This window comes from Bacteroides faecichinchillae JCM 17102 (assembly GCF_000614145.1).
Classification (GTDB): Bacteria; Bacteroidota; Bacteroidia; order Bacteroidales; family Bacteroidaceae; genus Bacteroides; species Bacteroides faecichinchillae.
In genome coordinates this window covers 51868-71574 of sequence record NZ_BAKK01000021.1, presented here as the reverse complement: position 1 = coordinate 71574, position 19707 = coordinate 51868, and the positions used below count along the sequence as shown (strand labels likewise).

The following is a 19707-nucleotide window of genomic DNA, read 5'->3' as shown; positions in this document are numbered from 1 at the left end:
CTAAATCTACCGGAACGGATGTCAATGAATCCCGATTGCGTGAAGAGATGAAGGAGAATACTTCTGATATGTTGGAAGATCAGCCTACCACTCAAGATTTGGCTCGTGAAGATCAAGTGTTTGGTCGTAATATTTTCAATACCCGAAACCTGACTTTCGAGCCTAGTGTCAATCTGGCTACTCCTTCCGACTATCGTTTAGGTCCCGGTGATGAAGTAATTATCGATATTTGGGGAGCCAGTCAGAACACAATTCGCCAACAGATTTCTCCTGATGGAACGATCAATATTCAAAAAATAGGTCCTGTTTATTTAAGTGGTCTAACAGTTTCCGAAGCTAATGAATATTTAAAGAAGTCTCTGAACAAGATCTATAATGGTTTGAATAACAACACTGATCCTAGTTCTGATATTCGTTTGACATTAGGTAATATCCGTACTATTCAGATTAATATCATGGGTGAAGTAGTTCAACCGGGAACCTATGCTCTTTCGGCTTTTTCCACTGTGTTCCATGCTCTTTATCGTGCCGGTGGAGTAAGTGATATCGGCAGCTTACGTGATGTTCAACTGGTAAGAGGTGGAAAAAAGATTGCTACGATTGATGTCTATGAATTTATCATGAAAGGTAATACTCAGGATGACATTCGTTTACAAGAAGGTGATGTTGTCATCGTTCCTGCTTATGAAGTCTTAGTTAAAATCAGTGGTAAAGTGAAACGCCCTATGCGTTTCGAGATGAAAAAGGATGAACCTCTGTCTTCTTTAATCAAGTATGCCGGTGGTTTCGAAGCAGATGCCTATACCCGCTCATTACGTATTGTTCGTCAAAATGGTCAGGAATATGAAGTGAATACCGTTAAAGAAATCGACTATAGTGTTTATCCGATGCGTAACGGTGATGTTGTTACTGCCGAAGCCATTCTGAACCGTTTCACTAATAAACTGGAAATTCGTGGTGCTGTTTATCGGCCCGGTATTTATCAACTAAGTGGAAAACTCAATACTATACGTGAATTGGTAAATGAAGCTCAAGGTTTAACCGGTGACGCTTTTCTAAACCGTTCTGTTTTATATCGTCAGCGTGAAGACTTAACTACAGAAGTAATGCCTATAGATATAAAATCTATCATGGATGGTACAGTTCCCAATATCGCCTTGATGAAGAATGATATTCTTTATATTCCGAGCATACATGATTTAGAAGATCGAGGTAATATAACGATTCATGGTGAAGTTGCTAAACCGGATTCATATCCTTATGCTGATAATATGACTTTGGAAGATCTTATTATTCAGGCAGGAGGGTTACGTGAAGCTGCTTCTACTGTTCGTGTGGATGTGACAAGACGAATCAAGAATCCCCGTAGTATAGTACAAAATGATACTATTGGTCAAATGTATACTTTTTCTTTAAAAGATGGCTTTGTAGTGGATGGACAGCCTGGATTTGTTCTTCAACCTTATGATGAAGTCTATGTGCGTCGTAGTCCTGGATATCAGGCACAACAAAATGTAACTATTGAAGGTGAAATACTTTTTGGTGGTAATTATGCTATGACGAATAAAGAAGAACGTCTTTCTGATTTAATAAGGAAAGCCGGTGGTGCTACTAATTACGCTTATCTGCGTGGTTCCAAGCTGACTCGTGTCGCTAATGCTAGTGAGAAGAAACGTATGGGCGATGTGATCCGTTTGATGCGTCGTCAGTTGGGAGAATCTATGATTGATTCTTTGGGTATTCAGGTTGAGGATTCTTTTACTGTGGGCATTGATTTGGAGAAAGCTATATCTAATCCAAGAAGTACATTTGATTTAGTTTTGCGTGAAGGCGATGTTATTTCTATTCCTAAAAATACGAATACGGTAACAATTAATGGTGCTGTGATGGTTCCAAATACTGTATCTTATTTGGAGGGTAAAGATCTGGACTATTATTTGAATCAGTCTGGTGGTTATTCCGATAATGCGAAGAAGAGTAAGAAGTTTATTGTGTATATGAATGGTCAGGTAACTAAAGTAAAAGGTAGCGGTAAGAAACAGATAGAACCGGGTTGCGAGATTATCGTTCCAAGTAAATCCAAGAAGCGTACCAATGTGGGTGAGATCTTGGGTTATGCCACCTCTTTCAGTTCTTTGGGAATGATGATCGCTTCTGTTGCTAACCTGATAAAGAAGTAACAAAATGATGTCTGAACAAAATATAGAAAATCAACGGTCGGTGGAAACTACCAAACAGAATGATGAGATGGAAATCGATTTGATGGAAATCTTCCGTAAGATTGTCGGTATTCGCAAATTACTGTACAAAGCAGCAGGAATAGGAGTCATTATTGGTATCGTTGTAGCTTTGAGTATTCCCAAACAATATACAGTCAGTGTTACGCTTTCTCCGGAAATGGGAGGAAATAAGAGTGGAAGTGGCCTTGCAGGATTAGCTGCTTCGTTTTTAGGAAGTGGTACTTCCGGAAGTGACGGTGCAGATGCATTAAATGCTTCCCTTTCTTCAGATATTGTTTCTTCCACTCCTTTTCTATTAGAGTTGTTAGTTATGAATATTCCTACTTCGGATGTTGATACTCAGATAGATCTGGATAGTTACTTAGACGAGCAATCAACTCCTTGGTGGAATTATGTGGTCGGAATTCCCGGTATGCTGATTGAAAGTGTGAAAACTATTTTTACAGACGAAAGTGACCAAAGCTCCGAAAAGAAAGGAGAAAGAACTATTGAGTTGACGAATGAGCAAAGTTCTAAAATTAATCTTCTTCGGCAAAACATAAAAGTGAAAGTAGACAATAAGACTGCAATAACAAATGTATCCGTTACTCTGCAAAATCCTAAAATCGCTGCGATTGTAGCAGATTCTGTGGTCAGCAAATTGCAAGAATGCATTATTTCTTATCGCACATTCAAAGCCAAAGAAGACTGTGCTTATTTGGAAAAGTTATTTAAGGAACGACAACAGGAATATTACACCGCTCAAAAGAAATATGCTGATTATGTAGATTCACATGATAATCTTATTCTTCAAAGCGTTCGTGCCGAACAAGAACGTTTACAGAATGATATGAGTCTTGCTTATCAGGTATATAGCCAAGTTGCTAATCAGTTACAAGTATCCAGAGCTAAAGTACAAGAAGAGAAACCAGTGTTTGCGGTGGTAGAACCTGCTGTTGTTCCGAAACAGCCTTCCGGTGTGGGAGTGAGGATATATGTGTTACTATTTGTCTTTTTATCAGTTGTGAGTACCACCGGATGGGTGCTGATTGGTAAGGGCCTGTGGATGAACTTAAAGCACATAGGTAAAGAATAATAGACCGATACCTGTATATTAATATCAACGATTAATATTATTATGTTAAATATAAACCAATTTATAGGAGAGAACATAACTTCTCGTCCGGTTAGTATGTTTTTGTCCGATATCGAAGTAAACAAAAAACAATTGCGTAAAGAAATTGAAGGAAAGAGTTTGCTGGTGATAGGTGCGCCGGTTCCATAGGTTCCTCTTACATTCGTTCTATGCTCTCTTTCAAACCTTCTAAACTTGTAGTGGTAGACCTCAACGAGAACGGTTTAGCCGAGCTGACACGAGACTTACGCTCTACATATGGAATGTATGTTCCTGAAGAATATCGTACTTATACACTCAATTTTTCTGATCCCATTTTTGAACGTATATTTCGTAAAGAACAAGGTTTTGATATTGTAGCCAACTTTTCTGCTCACAAGCATGTACGAAGTGAGAAAGATGAATATTCAGTTCAAGCACTTATAGAAAACAATGTAATTAAGGCTAAAAAGCTGTTAGATTTGTTAGCAGAATATCCTCCTAAACATTTTTTCTGTGTTTCTACCGATAAGGCAGCCAATCCTGTTAATATAATGGGAGCCAGTAAGCGTATCATGAAGATATGATCATGGCCTACTCTTCCAAATTCAAGGTTACCACAGCCCGTTTTGCTAATGTAGCCTTTTCCAATGGTTCTTTGTTGGCCGGTTTTATCGACCGTATCATGAAGAAACAACCTCTCGCAGCTCCTTGTGATGTAAAACGTTATTTCGTATCTCCGGAAGAAAGTGGGCAGATTTGCATGCTTGCTTGCATTCTGGGCAATAATGGTGAAATATTCTTTCCTAAATTAGGAGAAGAGAAGATGATCACTTTCTCTACGATTTGTGACCGTTTTCTCCAAACACTTGGATATGAAAAGAAAGAGTGTGCCACCGATGAAGAAGCCCGAAAATATGCTTCCGAAATGTCCGATAACAGTAAAATATATCCGGTTATTTATTTTAAGAGTGATACTACAGGAGAAAAAGACTATGAAGAATTCTTTGTTCCCGGTGAGAAACTCAATGTAGAACGTTTTTTTTCGTTGGGAGTTATTGAGGATGTAAAGAAACGCCCTCTGTCGGAATTGAATTCATTTTTTGAAGAATTAGAAATCTTATTTTCTAACCCTGACTGCCATAAGTCTGATATCGTATCTGCTCTTCAACGATTTCTTCCAAATTTTGATCATGAGGAAAGAGGGAAGAATTTAGATCAGAAAATGTGAAAGTGTATAATATGCTTGTACCTATAGAAAAAAAAGGTTATGATCCTTTTATCGATTATTTGAAAGGAGTATGTATTCTTTTTGTAGTATTGACTCATTGTCTTCCACTACAAGAATATATGTTATTTTCTTTATGGGGAGCACAAGCTGTTCCACTCTTCCTTCTCCTGCAAGTATTTCATGCATATAAGAGAGGAGTTAATCATATTTCTTTATCTTATGACTTTAAAAAATTGTTTCATAGAATATTCAAACCTTTTATATTACTTATTGTAATACAATTGATTTTGTTGATTTTTCTTAAACAGCATAGCCTTATTACCACCATAAAAAGTATTATACTATCTGGAGGTATAGGACCAGGTTCATATTATGTATGGATTTATGTGCAGTTCTTTTTAATATTACCTCTTGTAGCAGTTGCTATTCAACGAATTAGGGGGGGGTATTTGTTGCTTATTTTTATTTTTGTTTCGGTTTTGTTTGAGGTTGTGTTTGCTTATATTCATATACCGGCTAGCTTATATCGGCTGCTAGCTATAAGATATTTATTCTTAATTTATTTAGGATATATGTGGGTAATTAGAGGAATTGAGATTAATAAAAAGACAGTGATTCTATCATTTATTAGTATTTTCTTTATTCTAATTTTTGAATATACTGATATTAATTTAGAACCTCTATTTTTTTATAATGATTGGGCTATCTTTCATTGGATATGTTATTTTTATGTAGCTTATCTATTTGTTTATTTACTCTATAAAGTTTACCAACAATTAGGAGGGTATTTGAAATCTTGGTTTAGTATAATCGGAAAATATTCTTATGAAATTTTTCTGTTACAAATGTTTGTGTTTACCTTTTTCCCTTCTTATGAATGTATGGATTTCATTGGAAATATCTATTTGGCAGTTCTGATAAAAATTGTATTGACTACTTCTTTAAGTATATATCCGGTTTTGCTATATAAAAGATATATAGCACCTAAACTAAAATTAAATAATAATGTATAGTAGTATAGTAGATTTTATTCACAAATTATACATGACTGAGGAAACAGTACCTCTTCATGTTCCATTATTCATAGGAAATGAGAAGAAGTATTTGAACGAATGTATTGATTCTACGTATGTCTCAAGTGTCGGCAAGTTTGTAGATCGTTTCGAAGAAATGGTTGCTGATTATACCGGTGCAAAGAAAGCTGTAGTCTGTGTGAGTGGAACGAATGCTCTGCATATGGCAATGATGCTTGTAGGAGTGGAACGTGATGATGAAGTTCTCACTCAAGCTTTGACTTTCATTGCTACTTGTAATGCAATCAGTTATATTGGAGGACATCCTGTATTTATTGATGTAGATAAAGAGACTCTAGGACTTTCTCCTAATGCAGTAAAAGCTTGGCTGATAAAGAATGCAGAGGTTAGAGGCGGAGAGTGCTTTAACAAGAACACAGGGCGGAGAGTAAAATGCTGTGTACCGATGCATACATTTGGCCATCCGGTGAAAATAGACGAGCTGGTTGAAGTCTGTAACGAATATCATATCGAACTGGTTGAAGATGCTGCCGAAAGCATTGGCAGCTTTTATAAAGGCCGGCATACAGGAACCTTTGGCAAGATTGGAGCCATAAGTTTCAATGGGAATAAGACAATAACGACAGGTGGTGGTGGCATGCTTCTGTTTCAAGATGAAGAATTAGGCAAATTTGCCAAACATTTGACTACTCAAGCAAAAGTACCTCATCGTTGGGAATTTGTTCACGACCATATTGGTTACAATTACCGTATGCCCAACATCAATGCAGCTTTGGGGTGTGCTCAGATAGAAAATCTGGAACGTTATGTAGAGAACAAGCGTGAAACAGCAAAGAAGTATCAGGAATTTTTTTCTCATATTCCTGAAATAGAATTTTTTATCGAACCTGCAGATTGCCGTTCTAATTATTGGTTAAATGCAATTATATTAAAAGATCGCAAGGCTCAACAAGCATTTCTTGAATATACTAACGATCATGGTGTGATGACTCGTCCTGTGTGGGAACTGATGAATCGGTTAGAAATGTTTGAAGAATATGAGACGGACGGATTGAAGAATACCAAATGGCTGGCAGATCGAATAGTAAATATACCAAGCAGCGTAATAAAATAATAGTGAAGTTAGGCGAGTTTGTTGCAGAGAGTGATTTTTTAATCTTTGGCAAGCTGTAAATAAATGGTATTAATGAAAAAAGTGTGTGTTGTAACAGCGACCCGTTCTGAGTATGGCGTATTAAGATGGATTATTGATGGGATTCAAAAAGATCCAGATTTACAGTTACAACTACTTGTAACAGGTGCACATCTCTCTGAAGAGTTTGGTGAAACATATAAATTTGTCGAAGAAGATGGATATGTTATTGATGAAAAAGTAGATATGTGTTTATCTACAAGGAATGTGTATGATATAACATATTCCATGGGACAATGTGCTATTGGAATAAGTGAATCCTTTAGACGACTACAGCCTAATATGATAGTTGTATTAGGTGATCGTTATGAACTTCTTCCTATTGTTAGTACAGCATTGGTACAACGTATACCAATCGCGCATATATCGGGAGGCGATATAACCGAGGGTGCCATTGATAATGAAATTAGAAATGCTGTTTCATGTATGTCCTCACTACATTTCCCAGGTATTGAGGAATCTGCTCATAACTTGAAACGTATACTTGGTTGTGAGGAAAATATTTTTACTGTTGGTGAACCGGGATTGGATAGTTTCTTGCGATGTGCAGTACTCTCTCGGGATCAATTGGCAGTATGTTTAGGTCTTGATGTCACGAAGCGATGGATGCTTGTGACCTTGCACAGTGAAACAAAGTCAAGTATTGAGGATAATATGCAAATGGTACATAACCTATATGAGGCGATGTTAATGCAGAATGATGTACAATACATTATAACTAAAGCGAATGCAGATTTTGGTGGAACTCAAATAAATGACTTCTGGGATATAATCAATAACGAACAATTTAGAGTGTTTGCTTCTCTTGGGCAAATGCGTTATCTTAGTATAATGCGGCAAGTTGAATGTCTTGTCGGAAATTCATCATCAGGTATCATTGAGGCGCCTTTTCTTGGAATACCTGTCATAAACATAGGAAATAGACAGAAGGGACGACACATTTGTCGAAATGTTTGCTGTTGTACTTCCTTGACAGATTCTATTTTAAACGCTTTCTTACATTTGTCTGATTATAAAAAGGCAGATAAATATTGGGGAGATGGGTATGCTTCAGAGAGAATTATTACACAAGTAAAAATGTATCTAAATAGAGAGACACCGTATTAAAATAAGTGGTGAGATACTCCGTATAATAGAAAGACTGGTATAATTGTGAAGATAACTATAACAGAACATTGGAATGAGTATTTATCCTTTTTTGAAGCAGAGCAAAAGGATATCTATTTTCAAGAAGAATATGTTTGCCTTTACAAAACAGAGAAAGAAGTGCCTAAATGTGTTGTTGCTGAAGATGACGGGAATTATATGCTATTTCCTTTTTTATGTAGATCTTTTCTGTTTGATGAGAAAGCATACTATGATTTTGAGACAGCTTATGGGTATGGAGGTCCTATCTTTAATACAAAAAACAAAGTTTTTCGTATCTCTGTAATGAAAGAACTTTATAAGTACTTTTCTGAAAATAATTATGTCGCAGGCTTTGTCCGCTTTCATCCACTTCTTAATAATTTTATTGATTGTGAAAGTATTGGTAATGTTATTCTGGACAGAAAAACAGTTGCTATAGATCTTTCTATGACTGAAGAAGAAATATGGAAGAATGAAATTCATACCAAGAATCGGAATGTAATTAAAAAAGGGATAAAGAATGGACTAGAATTTGTGCTAGATGACGGTTATAAGTATATACACGACTTTATCCGTCTCTATAATTCTACAATGGATCGATTGTCTGCAGATGATTTCTACTATTTTGATGGAAAGTATTATGAAGAGTTTATCAAGAAGTTACCAAATAGTTTCTTAGGTGTTGTAAAGTTGGGTGATAAAGTGCTTTCCGCTGCAATATTTATGTATAGTGCACCTTATGCTCATTATCACTTATCAGGAAGCAATAAAGAGTATTTGTTCCTTTCTCCAAACAACTATATGTTATATGAAGCAGCGAAAGAGTTGAAACGTCGGGGTGCCTTATACTTTCATTTGGGAGGAGGCTCTACCTCAAAACCGGATGACTCATTATTCAACTTTAAGAGCCGTTTTTCAAAGAGTACCTGCCAATTTGCTACTGGAAAAATGATTTTTAATAAGCCCGTATATGATTCTTTGTGTTTTGCTTGGGCTAAAAAGAAACCGGAGAAGATAGATAAGTATAAGTCTTTCTTATTAAAATATAAATATTGAAGATAATGGCAGTTTATATAATCGCTGAAGCGGGAGTTAATCATAATGGCAATTTAGAACTCGCATTTAAACTATGTGATGCCGCTAAGGAGGCTGGTGCTGATGCTGTGAAATTCCAAACATGGAAAACAGAGAAGATTGTGACGGATACAGCTCAGTTAGCTCGTTATCAGGAGAATAATATAGGAAATAAACACCAGTCTCAGTTCGAAATGTTGAAATCATTGGAGTTGTCCTATTCCCAGTTTGTTGATATACGAGATTATTGTAATAGTATCGGTATTAATTTCCTTTCAACACCTGATGAGGAAGAGAGTCTGGAATTTCTTTGCAGTCTAAAATTACCATGGTTGAAGGTAGGATCAGGAGAGATAACAAATGTTCCATATCTGCGAAAGATTGCTTCGAAGAAATTGCCGGTGATACTTTCAACAGGTATGAGTACCCTCGCCCAAGTCGCAATAGCTTATGATACTTTACTTGAGTATGGGGCGCCTTCTGTTGTGCTTCTTCATTGTACGAGTAATTATCCTTGTCCTATGGATGAAGTAAATCTAAAAGCAATGAATGCTTTACGTGTCTTTGGTTGTTCGGTCGGTTATTCTGATCATACGGAGGGCATAGAAGTCCCCATAGCTGCTGTTGCTATGGGAGCTGAGATTATAGAGAAGCATTTTACTCTTGATAAAATGATGGACGGACCTGATCATAAGGCTTCTCTTGATCCGATAGAATTAAAGCAGATGGTTTGCTCAATTCGTAATATAGAAAAGGCTTTAGGTGACGGTATAAAGAAGCCTAATTCCAGCGAAAAAGAAATTAGCAAAACTGTTCAGAAAACGATTGTTGCATCTTGTGCAATTATGCGAGGAGAAATATTAGGAGAAAATAATCTAACAGTAAAGCGAACGGGGAAAGGTCTTATTCCATACAATTGGGATACTATAATTGGGACAACTGCTATTAGAGACTTTTCCATAGATGAACCGATTGTACTAAAATAATATGCTATGTCTAAAGTCTTGTTTATAATACCAGCTCGAGGAGGAAGTAAAGGAATTCCTCATAAGAATATAAAAGAACTGTGTGGTAAACCTTTGATCACTTATTCGATAGATGTTGCGCGGCAAATTGTTTCAGATGAGAATATTTGTGTTTCGACTGATGATGATGAGATTATTCGCATGGTAGAGTCTTATGGTTTATCAGTCGGCTTTAAAAGGCCTGATTACTTATCGACTGATCAAGCAGGTACAAATGGTGTTTTATTACATGCTTTGGATTTTTATGAGAAACAGGGACATTTTTTTGATGTATTGATATTGCTTCAACCTACTTCTCCATTTAGAAAAGTTATCCATTTGAAAGAGGCACTTGCATTGTATGATTCTTCTATTGATATGGTTGTATCTGTGAAAGAAGCAGCAACCAATCCGTATTATAATAGCTTTGAGGAGGGTAAGGAAGGATTACTGACTGTCAGCAAAGGAGATGGAAAGATAGAGAGACGTCAAGACGCTCCAAAAGTATGGGAGTTTAATGGATCTATTTATGTGATTAATCCAACGAGTTTAAAAGAAAAAGGTCTATCTGGTTTTACGCGAATAAAGAAATATGAAATGGATGATATTCATTCCGTAGATTTAGATACGATGTTTGATTGGAAGATAGCCGAACTTATGTTGAAAGAAAAGATGGTAGAATAATGTGTGATTCAAAATACTTGATAGATGAAAGTCTGAGCATACTTGATGCTTTGAAAAAGTTGAACTCCTTTAGTAAAAATGAGGCTTTAACCTTGTTTGTCATAGATGCCGAAGGAAGAGTGAGGGGGTCATTGACCGATGGTGATATTCGTAGAAAATTGGTTGAAGGAGTTCTGTTAAATAGTCCGTTGAATCAAATTATGCATCGTGATTTTCTTTATCTGGATGCTAACAGGATTTTGGTACCACATATCCATCGTTTCAAAGAAAAGGGTATTGTTTTAGTACCTATCTTAGATGAAGAGAAGAGGATAGTGGATGTCCTGAATTTGAAGCAACAAAAATCACTTCTTCCTATAGATGCTGTACTAATGGCTGGTGGTAAAGGTGAACGTTTACGCCCATTGACAGAAAGAACTCCTAAACCTCTGTTGAAGGTGGGGGACAAATCAATTATTGACTATAATATAGACCGGCTCATTAATTTTGGTGTAAAGCATATATCAGTTACGGTAAACTATTTGCGTGAACAGATCGAGGAACACTTTGCGGAAAAGAGAGCAGGTATACAGGTACGGTGTGTACGAGAACCGCAGTTTTTAGGGACGATTGGAGCTGTTAAATTTGTTGAGGCATTTCATAATGATACAGTGCTAATAATGAATTCCGACCTCTTTACTAATATTGATTTTGAAGACTTTTATCTTCATTTTAAAGAGCATAATGCCGATATGGCTGTTGCGGCAGTGCCGTACTCTGTTTCTGTGCCTTATGGAATCTTTGAACTGGAGGGGCGTAATATAGAAGGAGTTTGCGAAAAGCCTATTTATAACTATTATGCTAATGGTGGCATTTATCTGATTAAACGTGAGTTGTTGGAAGAAATTCCCGATAATTCTTTCTTTAATGCAACGGATTTTATGGAAATGTTGGTGTGTGAGAAGAAGAATGTCATTCGTTTTCCGCTTACCGGTTATTGGATTGATATTGGTAAGCATGAAGATTATCAGAGAGCACAAGAAATAGTGAAACACTTGCAATTGTAACTATAAATAGAGCATTGAATTTTTAATTATTCAATACGATGCATTTGATTGGAAGAAGGAATTACTATTTTGTTGACTTATCTAGCGATAAAATCCTAATATCTATTTGTATTACTACTTTGCAATGTCTAACAATGCAGACATAGCTTTATTGTCCCTTATTGATAAACATTAAAGATTATCTAATCTGTTAGTAAATATTGTAGAATGCAATAGTCGTATTCACTGCGCATTAAAAGAAGCGCTTTCAATAGGAAAATTCATAGAACTATAAATTGATCTCTTTTGTATTGTGCTGGCTAAAAACTATTATAAATACAAATGATATTTAAAAGATTTCTCAATAATAAACTTCTATTAAAAGGAAGTTTGTTTTCGCTTTTTTCATTTTTTAATCAAGGAGTCAGTTTTTTGCTTCTTATTATATTGGCTAACTATATAGCACCACAGGAATATGGAACGCTTAGTCTATTCAATACAATTATTACTTTTTTAGGCTTTGTCATTTCGTTGTCTACTCATGGTTATGTATCTGTTTCATTTTTTAAGAAGAATATAGTTGAATTCAAACAAGATTTTAGCATAATTTTTCTCATATCATTTATTGTTGCTTCTATTTTGGCTATTGTACTTTTCATTGGCAATACGACTTTGGTTGATGTTATTCAACTCCCTATGGAGTTCCTTTGGTTTGCTTTAGCTATTGCGTTAATGGGATGTTGTTTTCAAATAGCACTCGATTATTATAGAATTAGGGAAAAAATAATTTCGTATGGGGTTTTAAGTTGTGGTTTTGCGATAATCAACTTTACTTTATCTTTACTTCTTGTTGTGGCGTTTCACCATGGTTGGATGGGTAGAGTATATGCACAGTTTACTTGTGCTGCATTATACGGTATTATTGCCATTTTTATCTTTAATCGGTTCAAACTCTTTTTTTTTAAAGGAATAACTTGGTCAAAAGCAAAACCTATTCTTATGTGGGGCATTCCTTTAATACCTCATTTGGCTACTTCTTGGATTAAACAGGGAGGAGACAGATATATCATCAACCATTATTATTCATTGGAGGAGGTTGGTATATTTAGTTTCGCACTCAATTTGTCTAATATTATAGATATGATAGGTTCTGCTTTCAATTCTACCAATTCGGTATCTATCTATAAAACGCTGTCTTCAAATATCAATGGCAAATGGAATCAATTAAAGCGACAGACAAAATCTATCTTTATTATTTATACTATTGGTGCAATATCTGTGGTAGGAGGATGTTCTCTTTTTGTACCTATTTTGTTGCCTAAGTATGCTTCTGCTTTACCCTATTTCTATTTATTGGCAATATCGGGCTATTTTCAGTGTATATATTTCCTATATACTAATTATCTGTTCTATTATGACAAGACAAAAGAATTGATGAGTATTACCTTCTGTTGTTCACTATTACATTTAGCACTTTCAATGGTATTTACTCAATATAGTTTGTATTATACTTGTTTGCTGTATATATTTCTTAAGTTGCTGATGGTGGTACTTGTTGTATATAGAAGTAATCTTGTGTTGAATAAATATGTAAAGTATCATGACGAATTATAATATATCATATATAAAAGACTGTTTTGGTTGCGGAGTTTGTGCTGTGGCTTGTGGAAAGCATATTATAAGTATTCGATTGAATGATACAGGATTCTATGAACCTTATATTTTAGTACCTGATCAATGTACTAATTGTGGTCTATGTCTTTCAGTTTGTTCTTTTCATAATGAGGGTATTTCCATTCAAAGTAAGCCTTTAAAGAGCTTCGCAGCATGGAGCACAGAAGCTGCTGTTCGGCGTAAATGTAGCAGCGGCGGGGTCGGTTTTGAGTTAGGACGCGTTTTATTAGATAATGGTTACAAGGTTTGTGGCGTTCGATATAATTCTGATAAAAACATTGCTGAACATTACGTTGCTACTACTGTAGAAGAACTGATTCAGAGCATAGGAAGTAAATATATTCAAAGTTATACTAAGGATGGATTTTGCGCCATCAATCGAAAAGAGAAATATTTAGTGACAGGTACACCTTGCCAAATAGATTCTTTTAGAAGGTATGTTAGAAAGTTTAAAGTGGAAGATAACTTCGTTCTTATGGATTTCTTTTGTCATAGCGTTACATCTATGTTGGCTTGGAAAAAATACATCGCTTTGGTTGAACAGCAAGTGGGAAAGGTTACCTATGTGTCATGGCGTAATAAAACAACCGGTTGGCATGATTCATGGGTTATGGGGATAGATGGGGAAGATAAGTCTGGTGATAAAGTGGATTGGCAAGACTCGTATAATATATTAATTAGAGAAAAAAAAACTTATCTAAATTCCCGATTATCGCAAGGTGACATTTTTTATAGTCTCTTTTTAGGTGATTATTGCTGTAGTAGTGCATGTAGTAAGCAGTGTAAATATAAATATGACGCTTCAGCTGCTGATATTCGTATTGGTGATCTTTGGGGAGCTGCTTATAAAAATGATGAGAAGGGGGTTAGTGCTTTAGTCTGTTTCACTCCTAAGGGACTTGCAATTGCTGAAAAATTGAAACGGTTTTGCGAACTTACGCAACATTCTTTTGATGTAGTTGCCCAAGGACAGATGAAGCAGAATGCAGGAAAAGCATTTATGACTCCGGTGGTACAATGTATGTTAAAGAGTTCTCTTTTATGGAGTACTCGCATGTGGAGATTGGTATTTATTGTTGAACGCATCTTGCGTTTACCACAAAGAGTATGGAGAAGATTGAAACGAATTTTATTAAGGAAATAGTAGATATTTAGATGAAGGTGGGTATATTATCTATGCAGAGAGTGCCTAATTATGGTTCTTGGTTACAAGCTTATGCATTGAAACAGTTGCTTTTAGTTAATGGGGCTGATGAAGTAGGCTTTATTGATATTGAGCCTGGCATAATATTAGTGTCAGAGTCGATACCTTGTCGGATTAAACGTTTTTTGAAAGATTTGCGGCTTATGGGTATCAGAGGGAAGATTATAACTCGTAATCATGGTAAGACTCTGGCTCCCCTTTTTGAGAAGTTTTATAAACAGTTAGATCCCAATGGAGGGGTTGATGTTAGTGCTTGTGATGCAGTGGTGATAGGTAGTGATGAGGTTTTTAATGCTGTACAAAACTCATCTTGGGGGTATACTCCTCAACTTTATGGAAAAATGGATTGTTCTTATGTCTTTTCCTATGCTGGTTCGTTTGGGCATACTACAATTAAGCAACTTTTCCAATATGGTATTGCTGAGGAGATAAGTCATCATTTAAAGGCATTGAAAAATATTTCTGTTCGTGATCGTAATTCATATGAAATCATCAAGGAATTGACAGGTAATATTCCTACTATGCATCTCGATCCTGTGCTTATTTATGGCTATCAGAGTGAGATATCTAAGATGCAGTCAGTAAAATATGAAGATTATATTTTGATTTATAGTTACGAAGGACGTATTCGAAGTAAAAAGGAAGTTGCTGAGATAAAATCTTATGCTCTTAAATATAAACTGCGGATTATATCGTTGTTTTGTAGTTATAGTTGGTGTGATAGTGAATTCGTTCCTAATTCTCCTTTAGACATTTTTGATTATTTCAAAAAATGCTTCATATGTAGTTACTGATACATTTCATGGAAGTATATTTTCTATTATAACTCATAGTAGATTTTGTACTCTTTTACGCTCTTCCAATATGCAGAAGTTGACGAGTCTATTATCTATGCTACACCTTTCTGACCGTTTGGTTAGTCATTACAGTCAGTTAGGCGAGAAGTTAATGAGAAATATTGATTATCAATTGACTGAAGAGGCATTGAGAAATTACCGTTTGGAGGCGGCTGTTTATTTACAGAAGAATTTGGAACGTGCAAAAGAAATGCGAATGGAGGTGTAAAAATGGCTAAATATAAAGATATAAAAGCGGTGTGTTTCCTGGCTTCTACATATTCCATGTTATTATACCTGTTGGTTTACGGAAAAGAACAGTTTGAGTCTACTTTCTTTTTCGTGTCTGATGCTATTTCAGAAGAAGTACAGAAAAAAATGAAGTATAAAAAGTGTCTTTCGTATTTAAAGATGATACGAAAACCTTATCTTATGAGGGTTCTGTATCGTTTCGGGCTTTATTGTACTTCTTATTTTAGATGGCCATTTCTTAAAAAACTTCCTATTTATGGTGGTGATCATCTATGGTTTACTCCAGCTCTGTTGCGTAAACGCACAATGGTAGTGCTTGAAGACGGACTTGCAAACTATGATATAAATGAGATAACTCGTACTACGAATCTCCATCCTAAATGGCTATATAAACTACTTTATGGTCCTATAATGGGAGAAGGGGAATATGGATATCCCAGACAGTCAAAAAAGGTGGTGATGACAGGAATAGACGAGATACCTCAGTGTGTGAAAAATAAAGCAACTGTGATAGATCTGAATAAAATGTGGAATCAGAGTGAAGCCCAGGAATATATAAAATATTTATTTGATTTTGACAATGAGGATATCTCAATGTTAAAGGGGAAAAAGGTTATTATTTTAACCCAACCCTATAATCAAGATGTCGGTGATGATGTTATGATTAATATTTATGGGGATATAATTGCTAAATATCAGCCAGAAGATGTTCTTCTTAAAACTCATCCTCGTGATAGTATAGACTATACTAAGGTCTTTCCCAATATAACTGTTTATTCTAGGAAGTTGCCTGCAGAACTTTTTGCATTAGTCGGTATTCATTTTGATGACGTATATACCATTGATAGTACAGCTATTTATTCATTCCCCAAAGATAGTCGCTTGCATTATTTAGGACTTGAATGTCATCCGCGATTGGAAGAACAATATGGAAAAAGCACAATTAAAGGTCCTTCTTCAAACTGATTGGTTCATATGGTTGGTATTCTTAATTTGCCCGGTTTTAGCAATGCCAATGGTAATTAATAGGTGTTATAAACAGAAGAAAAATGCATATATACTGTTTGCTTTGTTTATGGGACTGTGTGCAATTTTACTGGTTCCACCTACTGCAGACCTTTATCGTCATTGGAAAATTTTCGGTACTATATCTATGATGGACAAGAATGAATTTTTTCTTTATCTGTCGTATAATATAAAAATAGACTTTTTGTTGTACATTCTAGAGTTTATATTTACAAGATATGAGATTTCTTTTGGTTTTGTTCGATTTTTGTTAGTATTTGTAGCATCGTTACTATTCTTGAAATTATATGATTATTTTAGTGATTCGGAGCAGAAAGGATCATATGATAGACTATTTGTTTTTGGATTTGTTGTATTAATTATTCCTTTTTCTGCTATTGCAACTGGCCTAAGGTTTACTTTTGCTGCTGTAATTGTCTCATTTTATATTTGTAAAAGGTATGTTTTTCATAAAAAAAGTTTCTTCGATTTCTTATTATTGATTTTGGCTGTCTATTTTCATTTTAGCATTTTGATGATAATAATGCTGATCATAATGAAAATGCTTAATTTTTATATACCTAAAAAATCGTTCTTTTATGTTATATTCGGTGCTCTTTTGGTAATTTCTAATTCGTTGAATCTTCTTTTGTCTTATTTACCTTTAGGAGATCTGGGAAACTATTTAGTGAATTATACTGAAGGAAGATATTCGGATACTTCGTATCTTTCCGGTTTTAATATTTTCTTCTGGCTACCTGTTATATTTGGATATGCTGTTAATGTTTTGTTTATAATTCTATTTTGTAAGAAAGTTCCAATTAATAAGGATACCTCTATTGTATATAATCTTTTTTTTGTTATACGCATTTACTATTTCATTTTTTGCGTTAAATGGTCGTGTTCAGAGTTTTTTCTTTTTATATGGTATTGTATTCTTAATCAAGTATGTGGGTGTTTTAAAAGTAAAGAGATTATTCCAGATCTATCTATTGTACACTGTTCTTGCTGTTTTTGTTGGCTGGCGAATACATACTATAACCCGTTGGTACTATTTGTTTTCTCCATTTCCTGTGGCTTTGACAATGGATTATGATGATAACTGGATTTATGAAAATATAGATTCGTCGGGTTCTCCGTATATTTATAATAGATAATTTTTATGGTAAATATTCAATTACCTCTTGTGTCTATAGTCGTTCCAATATTTAATGTAGAACGATATATAGACAAGTGTTTGGATTCTTTGTTCTCGCAAAGTTACATAAATATTCAGTATGTATTTGTGAATGATTCTACTCCTGATGATAGTATGAAGCATGTTGAAAGAAAGCTTCTTGAGTATCCTCATCGAGCTAATCAAGTCTGTGTAGTAACACATGATGTAAATAAAGGTCTTACAGCTGCTAGGAGGAGTGGCTTACAATATGCAGAAGGTGAATATATTTGGCATGTTGATAGTGATGATTATATTTCTATGGATGCTGTTGAACTACTAGTAAATAAGGCTAACGAAAGTGATGCTGATATGGTTCTATTTAATGCTACTGAAGTGTATTCTAACCATTATAAGATAGTTGTTCAATCCATTCCTAAAATAAAGGAGGACTATCTCTATAATGTACTTACTAGACAGTCTCGTTTTGAATTGTGTTTTCGCTTTTGTAAGAAGGATCTTTATCAAGGGGTTGAATTAGATCCTCTTGTGTGTTATGGCGAAGATTATGCTACTACCCCTCGCTTAATATATAATGCTAAAAAAATAGTATATCTTGATTCGGTCTGCTATTATTATGTAAAGTATAATTCTTCATCTTATACGGCTTCTGTCAATGTTCGGTCTGTGAAAAGTCTGGAAAGGGCTATGACTATTCTTTCTGATTTCTTTTTGAAGAGAGATGGATCATATTATTTAAGAGTTTTATCTCTTTCCAAAACGTTTCTTAAGATTCATCTTTTAAAATCGTCAGTTTATAATAATGATGCCTTTGATTATGCAATGAATATATTTCCTGATAATACAACTTATACTAAGGATGAAATAGCAAATAAAGATAGATTTATATTGTTTTTATTAGATAATAAATGTAAGTTTATTTTGAAGTTGTATATTAAAATAGGACTTTGGATAAAATTAATGATATGAATAATAATCAGATCTTAGTAACCGTTGCTATTCCTTTTTATAATGCTGAAGCTCATTTAGCAGATGCAATACGTTCAGTTATAAACCAGACATATACTAATTTAGAGATATTATTGGTTGATGATGGGAGTACAGATCGTTCGTTGGCTATAGCTACTTCTTTTGTAGATAAGCGTATAAAGGTGATTTCCGACGGGGGTAATAGGGGACTGGTATATAGGTTGAATCAATCCGTCTTAATGTCTAAAGGAGAGTATTATGCCCGTATGGATGCTGATGATATAATGAATAGGCAGAGAATTGAGAAGCAATTAGAAACATTGAAACTTGATAGTACAATTGATGTTTTGGGTACTTCGTACTATTCGATAGGTGCTAACAATGAGGTTCATGCGTGTATACTCATGCCAAATATTCCTATTACAAGTAATATGTATATACTCCATCCATCTGTAATGGCTAAGAGAGATTGGTTTGTTAATAATCCATATAATGATAAATTTGTAAGAATAGAAGATAAGGAGTTGTGGATGAGGACACTAAAATATTCAAAATTCCGAAATTTGCAAGAGTCATTAATGTTTTATAGAGAATATGGGATTCCAACTTGTAAGAAATATTTAACCACCCATATGAGCTCATTGAGAATTTTTGTCCATCCCATAAAATATGATCTTAATTGGTTGACTGCTGTAAAAAATATAGTTTTTGCTTTTGCGAAAAGTATATTCTGTCTGTATTGTCATTTTACTAATCAGATGGATGTATTAGTGTCATTAAGGAAGACTAATAAACGATACTCTATATCATTTGATATGCAAAAGGCTATGGTGGAGCTAGATGCTGCTATTCAGGATAAAGATGTATGGAATTAATCGGAATACA

The 19707-nt window shown here is 34.9% G+C and carries 16 protein-coding genes and 1 pseudogene; all 17 read left to right on the top strand.

Annotated elements, in window-relative coordinates:
- Positions 1 to 2180, top strand: a 2180-nt coding sequence (locus JCM17102_RS11900; RefSeq protein WP_025075289.1) for an SLBB domain-containing protein, incomplete at its 5' end; no start/stop codon positions are given.
- 7 nt (positions 2181 to 2187) lie between these two features.
- Positions 2188 to 3315, top strand: a complete 1128-nt coding sequence (locus tag JCM17102_RS11895) for a chain-length determining protein (protein WP_025075288.1) — start codon at positions 2188 to 2190, stop codon at positions 3313 to 3315.
- A 42-nt stretch (positions 3316 to 3357) separates the two neighbouring features.
- Positions 3358 to 4564 (top strand): annotated as a pseudogene (locus JCM17102_RS27395) (UDP-N-acetylglucosamine 4,6-dehydratase).
- A gap of 11 nt (positions 4565 to 4575) precedes the next feature.
- Positions 4576 to 5577 (top strand): acyltransferase family protein, encoded by a 1002-nt coding sequence (locus tag JCM17102_RS11885; protein ID WP_025075287.1) that lies wholly within the window; start codon positions 4576 to 4578, stop codon positions 5575 to 5577.
- Positions 5570 to 6712 (top strand): LegC family aminotransferase, encoded by a 1143-nt coding sequence (locus tag JCM17102_RS11880; RefSeq protein WP_025075286.1) that lies wholly within the window; start codon positions 5570 to 5572, stop codon positions 6710 to 6712. Before JCM17102_RS11885 ends, JCM17102_RS11880 begins: the two co-directional genes overlap by 8 nt.
- A gap of 72 nt (positions 6713 to 6784) precedes the next feature.
- Positions 6785 to 7897 (top strand): UDP-N-acetylglucosamine 2-epimerase, encoded by a 1113-nt coding sequence (gene neuC / locus JCM17102_RS11875; protein ID WP_025075285.1) that lies wholly within the window; start codon positions 6785 to 6787, stop codon positions 7895 to 7897.
- A 45-nt stretch (positions 7898 to 7942) separates the two neighbouring features.
- The gene (locus JCM17102_RS11870) at positions 7943 to 8974 is read left to right on the top strand and encodes a lipid II:glycine glycyltransferase FemX (RefSeq protein WP_245798518.1); all 1032 of its coding nucleotides are present in this window, start codon (positions 7943 to 7945) and stop codon (positions 8972 to 8974) included.
- A gap of 5 nt (positions 8975 to 8979) precedes the next feature.
- Positions 8980 to 9978, top strand: coding sequence for an N-acetylneuraminate synthase (gene neuB, locus JCM17102_RS11865; protein WP_025075283.1), 999 nt, complete (start codon positions 8980 to 8982; stop codon positions 9976 to 9978).
- A gap of 6 nt (positions 9979 to 9984) precedes the next feature.
- Complete coding sequence (locus JCM17102_RS11860; RefSeq protein WP_025075282.1) at positions 9985 to 10680, top strand: acylneuraminate cytidylyltransferase family protein; 696 nt, start codon at positions 9985 to 9987, stop codon at positions 10678 to 10680.
- A complete protein-coding gene (locus JCM17102_RS11855; protein WP_025075281.1) occupies positions 10680 to 11726 on the top strand; it encodes a nucleotidyltransferase family protein in 1047 nt (348 codons plus the stop codon). Before JCM17102_RS11860 ends, JCM17102_RS11855 begins: the two co-directional genes overlap by 1 nt.
- Positions 11727 to 12047: 321 nt before the next feature.
- Positions 12048 to 13319, top strand: coding sequence for a lipopolysaccharide biosynthesis protein (locus JCM17102_RS11850; protein ID WP_025075280.1), 1272 nt, complete (start codon positions 12048 to 12050; stop codon positions 13317 to 13319).
- Positions 13306 to 14523, top strand: a complete 1218-nt coding sequence (locus JCM17102_RS11845; protein ID WP_025075279.1) for a Coenzyme F420 hydrogenase/dehydrogenase, beta subunit C-terminal domain — start codon at positions 13306 to 13308, stop codon at positions 14521 to 14523. Before JCM17102_RS11850 ends, JCM17102_RS11845 begins: the two co-directional genes overlap by 14 nt.
- A gap of 11 nt (positions 14524 to 14534) precedes the next feature.
- The gene (locus JCM17102_RS27390; RefSeq protein WP_051572892.1) at positions 14535 to 15377 is read left to right on the top strand and encodes a polysaccharide pyruvyl transferase family protein; all 843 of its coding nucleotides are present in this window, start codon (positions 14535 to 14537) and stop codon (positions 15375 to 15377) included.
- A gap of 70 nt (positions 15378 to 15447) precedes the next feature.
- Positions 15448 to 15648 (top strand): hypothetical protein, encoded by a 201-nt coding sequence (locus JCM17102_RS30355; protein ID WP_148302054.1) that lies wholly within the window; start codon positions 15448 to 15450, stop codon positions 15646 to 15648.
- A 2-nt stretch (positions 15649 to 15650) separates the two neighbouring features.
- Positions 15651 to 16637: a glycosyltransferase family 52 gene (locus JCM17102_RS11835; protein ID WP_025075278.1), complete on the top strand. Its 987-nt coding sequence runs from the start codon at positions 15651 to 15653 to the stop codon at positions 16635 to 16637.
- A 1201-nt stretch (positions 16638 to 17838) separates the two neighbouring features.
- On the top strand, positions 17839 to 18822 hold the full coding sequence (locus tag JCM17102_RS11825) for a glycosyltransferase family 2 protein (RefSeq protein WP_025075276.1): 984 nt from the start codon (positions 17839 to 17841) through the stop codon (positions 18820 to 18822).
- Positions 18819 to 19697 carry a glycosyltransferase family 2 protein gene (locus JCM17102_RS11820; RefSeq protein ID WP_033886787.1) on the top strand — a complete coding sequence of 293 codons (879 nt, stop codon included), beginning with the start codon at positions 18819 to 18821 and terminating at the stop codon, positions 19695 to 19697. The genes JCM17102_RS11825 and JCM17102_RS11820 overlap by 4 nt, the downstream gene beginning before the upstream one ends.
- The last annotated feature ends 10 nt before the right edge of the window (positions 19698 to 19707 follow it).

Bases quoted from the DNA above. Each gene is read 5' to 3' on its own strand.
- JCM17102_RS11895 (WP_025075288.1), top strand. From the start codon at position 2,188: ATGTCTGAACAAAATATAGAAAATCAACGGTCGGTGGAAACTACCAAA.
- JCM17102_RS11885 (WP_025075287.1), top strand. From the start codon at position 4,576: ATGCTTGTACCTATAGAAAAAAAAGGTTATGATCCTTTTATCGATTAT.
- JCM17102_RS11880 (WP_025075286.1), top strand. From the start codon at position 5,570: ATGTATAGTAGTATAGTAGATTTTATTCACAAATTATACATGACTGAG.
- neuC (WP_025075285.1), top strand. From the start codon at position 6,785: ATGAAAAAAGTGTGTGTTGTAACAGCGACCCGTTCTGAGTATGGCGTA.
- neuB (WP_025075283.1), top strand. From the start codon at position 8,980: ATGGCAGTTTATATAATCGCTGAAGCGGGAGTTAATCATAATGGCAAT.
- JCM17102_RS11860 (WP_025075282.1), top strand. From the start codon at position 9,985: ATGTCTAAAGTCTTGTTTATAATACCAGCTCGAGGAGGAAGTAAAGGA.
- JCM17102_RS11855 (WP_025075281.1), top strand. From the start codon at position 10,680: ATGTGTGATTCAAAATACTTGATAGATGAAAGTCTGAGCATACTTGAT.
- JCM17102_RS11850 (WP_025075280.1), top strand. From the start codon at position 12,048: ATGATATTTAAAAGATTTCTCAATAATAAACTTCTATTAAAAGGAAGT.
- JCM17102_RS11845 (WP_025075279.1), top strand. From the start codon at position 13,306: ATGACGAATTATAATATATCATATATAAAAGACTGTTTTGGTTGCGGA.
- JCM17102_RS27390 (WP_051572892.1), top strand. From the start codon at position 14,535: ATGAAGGTGGGTATATTATCTATGCAGAGAGTGCCTAATTATGGTTCT.
- JCM17102_RS30355 (WP_148302054.1), top strand. From the start codon at position 15,448: ATGCAGAAGTTGACGAGTCTATTATCTATGCTACACCTTTCTGACCGT.
- JCM17102_RS11835 (WP_025075278.1), top strand. From the start codon at position 15,651: ATGGCTAAATATAAAGATATAAAAGCGGTGTGTTTCCTGGCTTCTACA.
- JCM17102_RS11825 (WP_025075276.1), top strand. From the start codon at position 17,839: ATGGTAAATATTCAATTACCTCTTGTGTCTATAGTCGTTCCAATATTT.
- JCM17102_RS11820 (WP_033886787.1), top strand. From the start codon at position 18,819: ATGAATAATAATCAGATCTTAGTAACCGTTGCTATTCCTTTTTATAAT.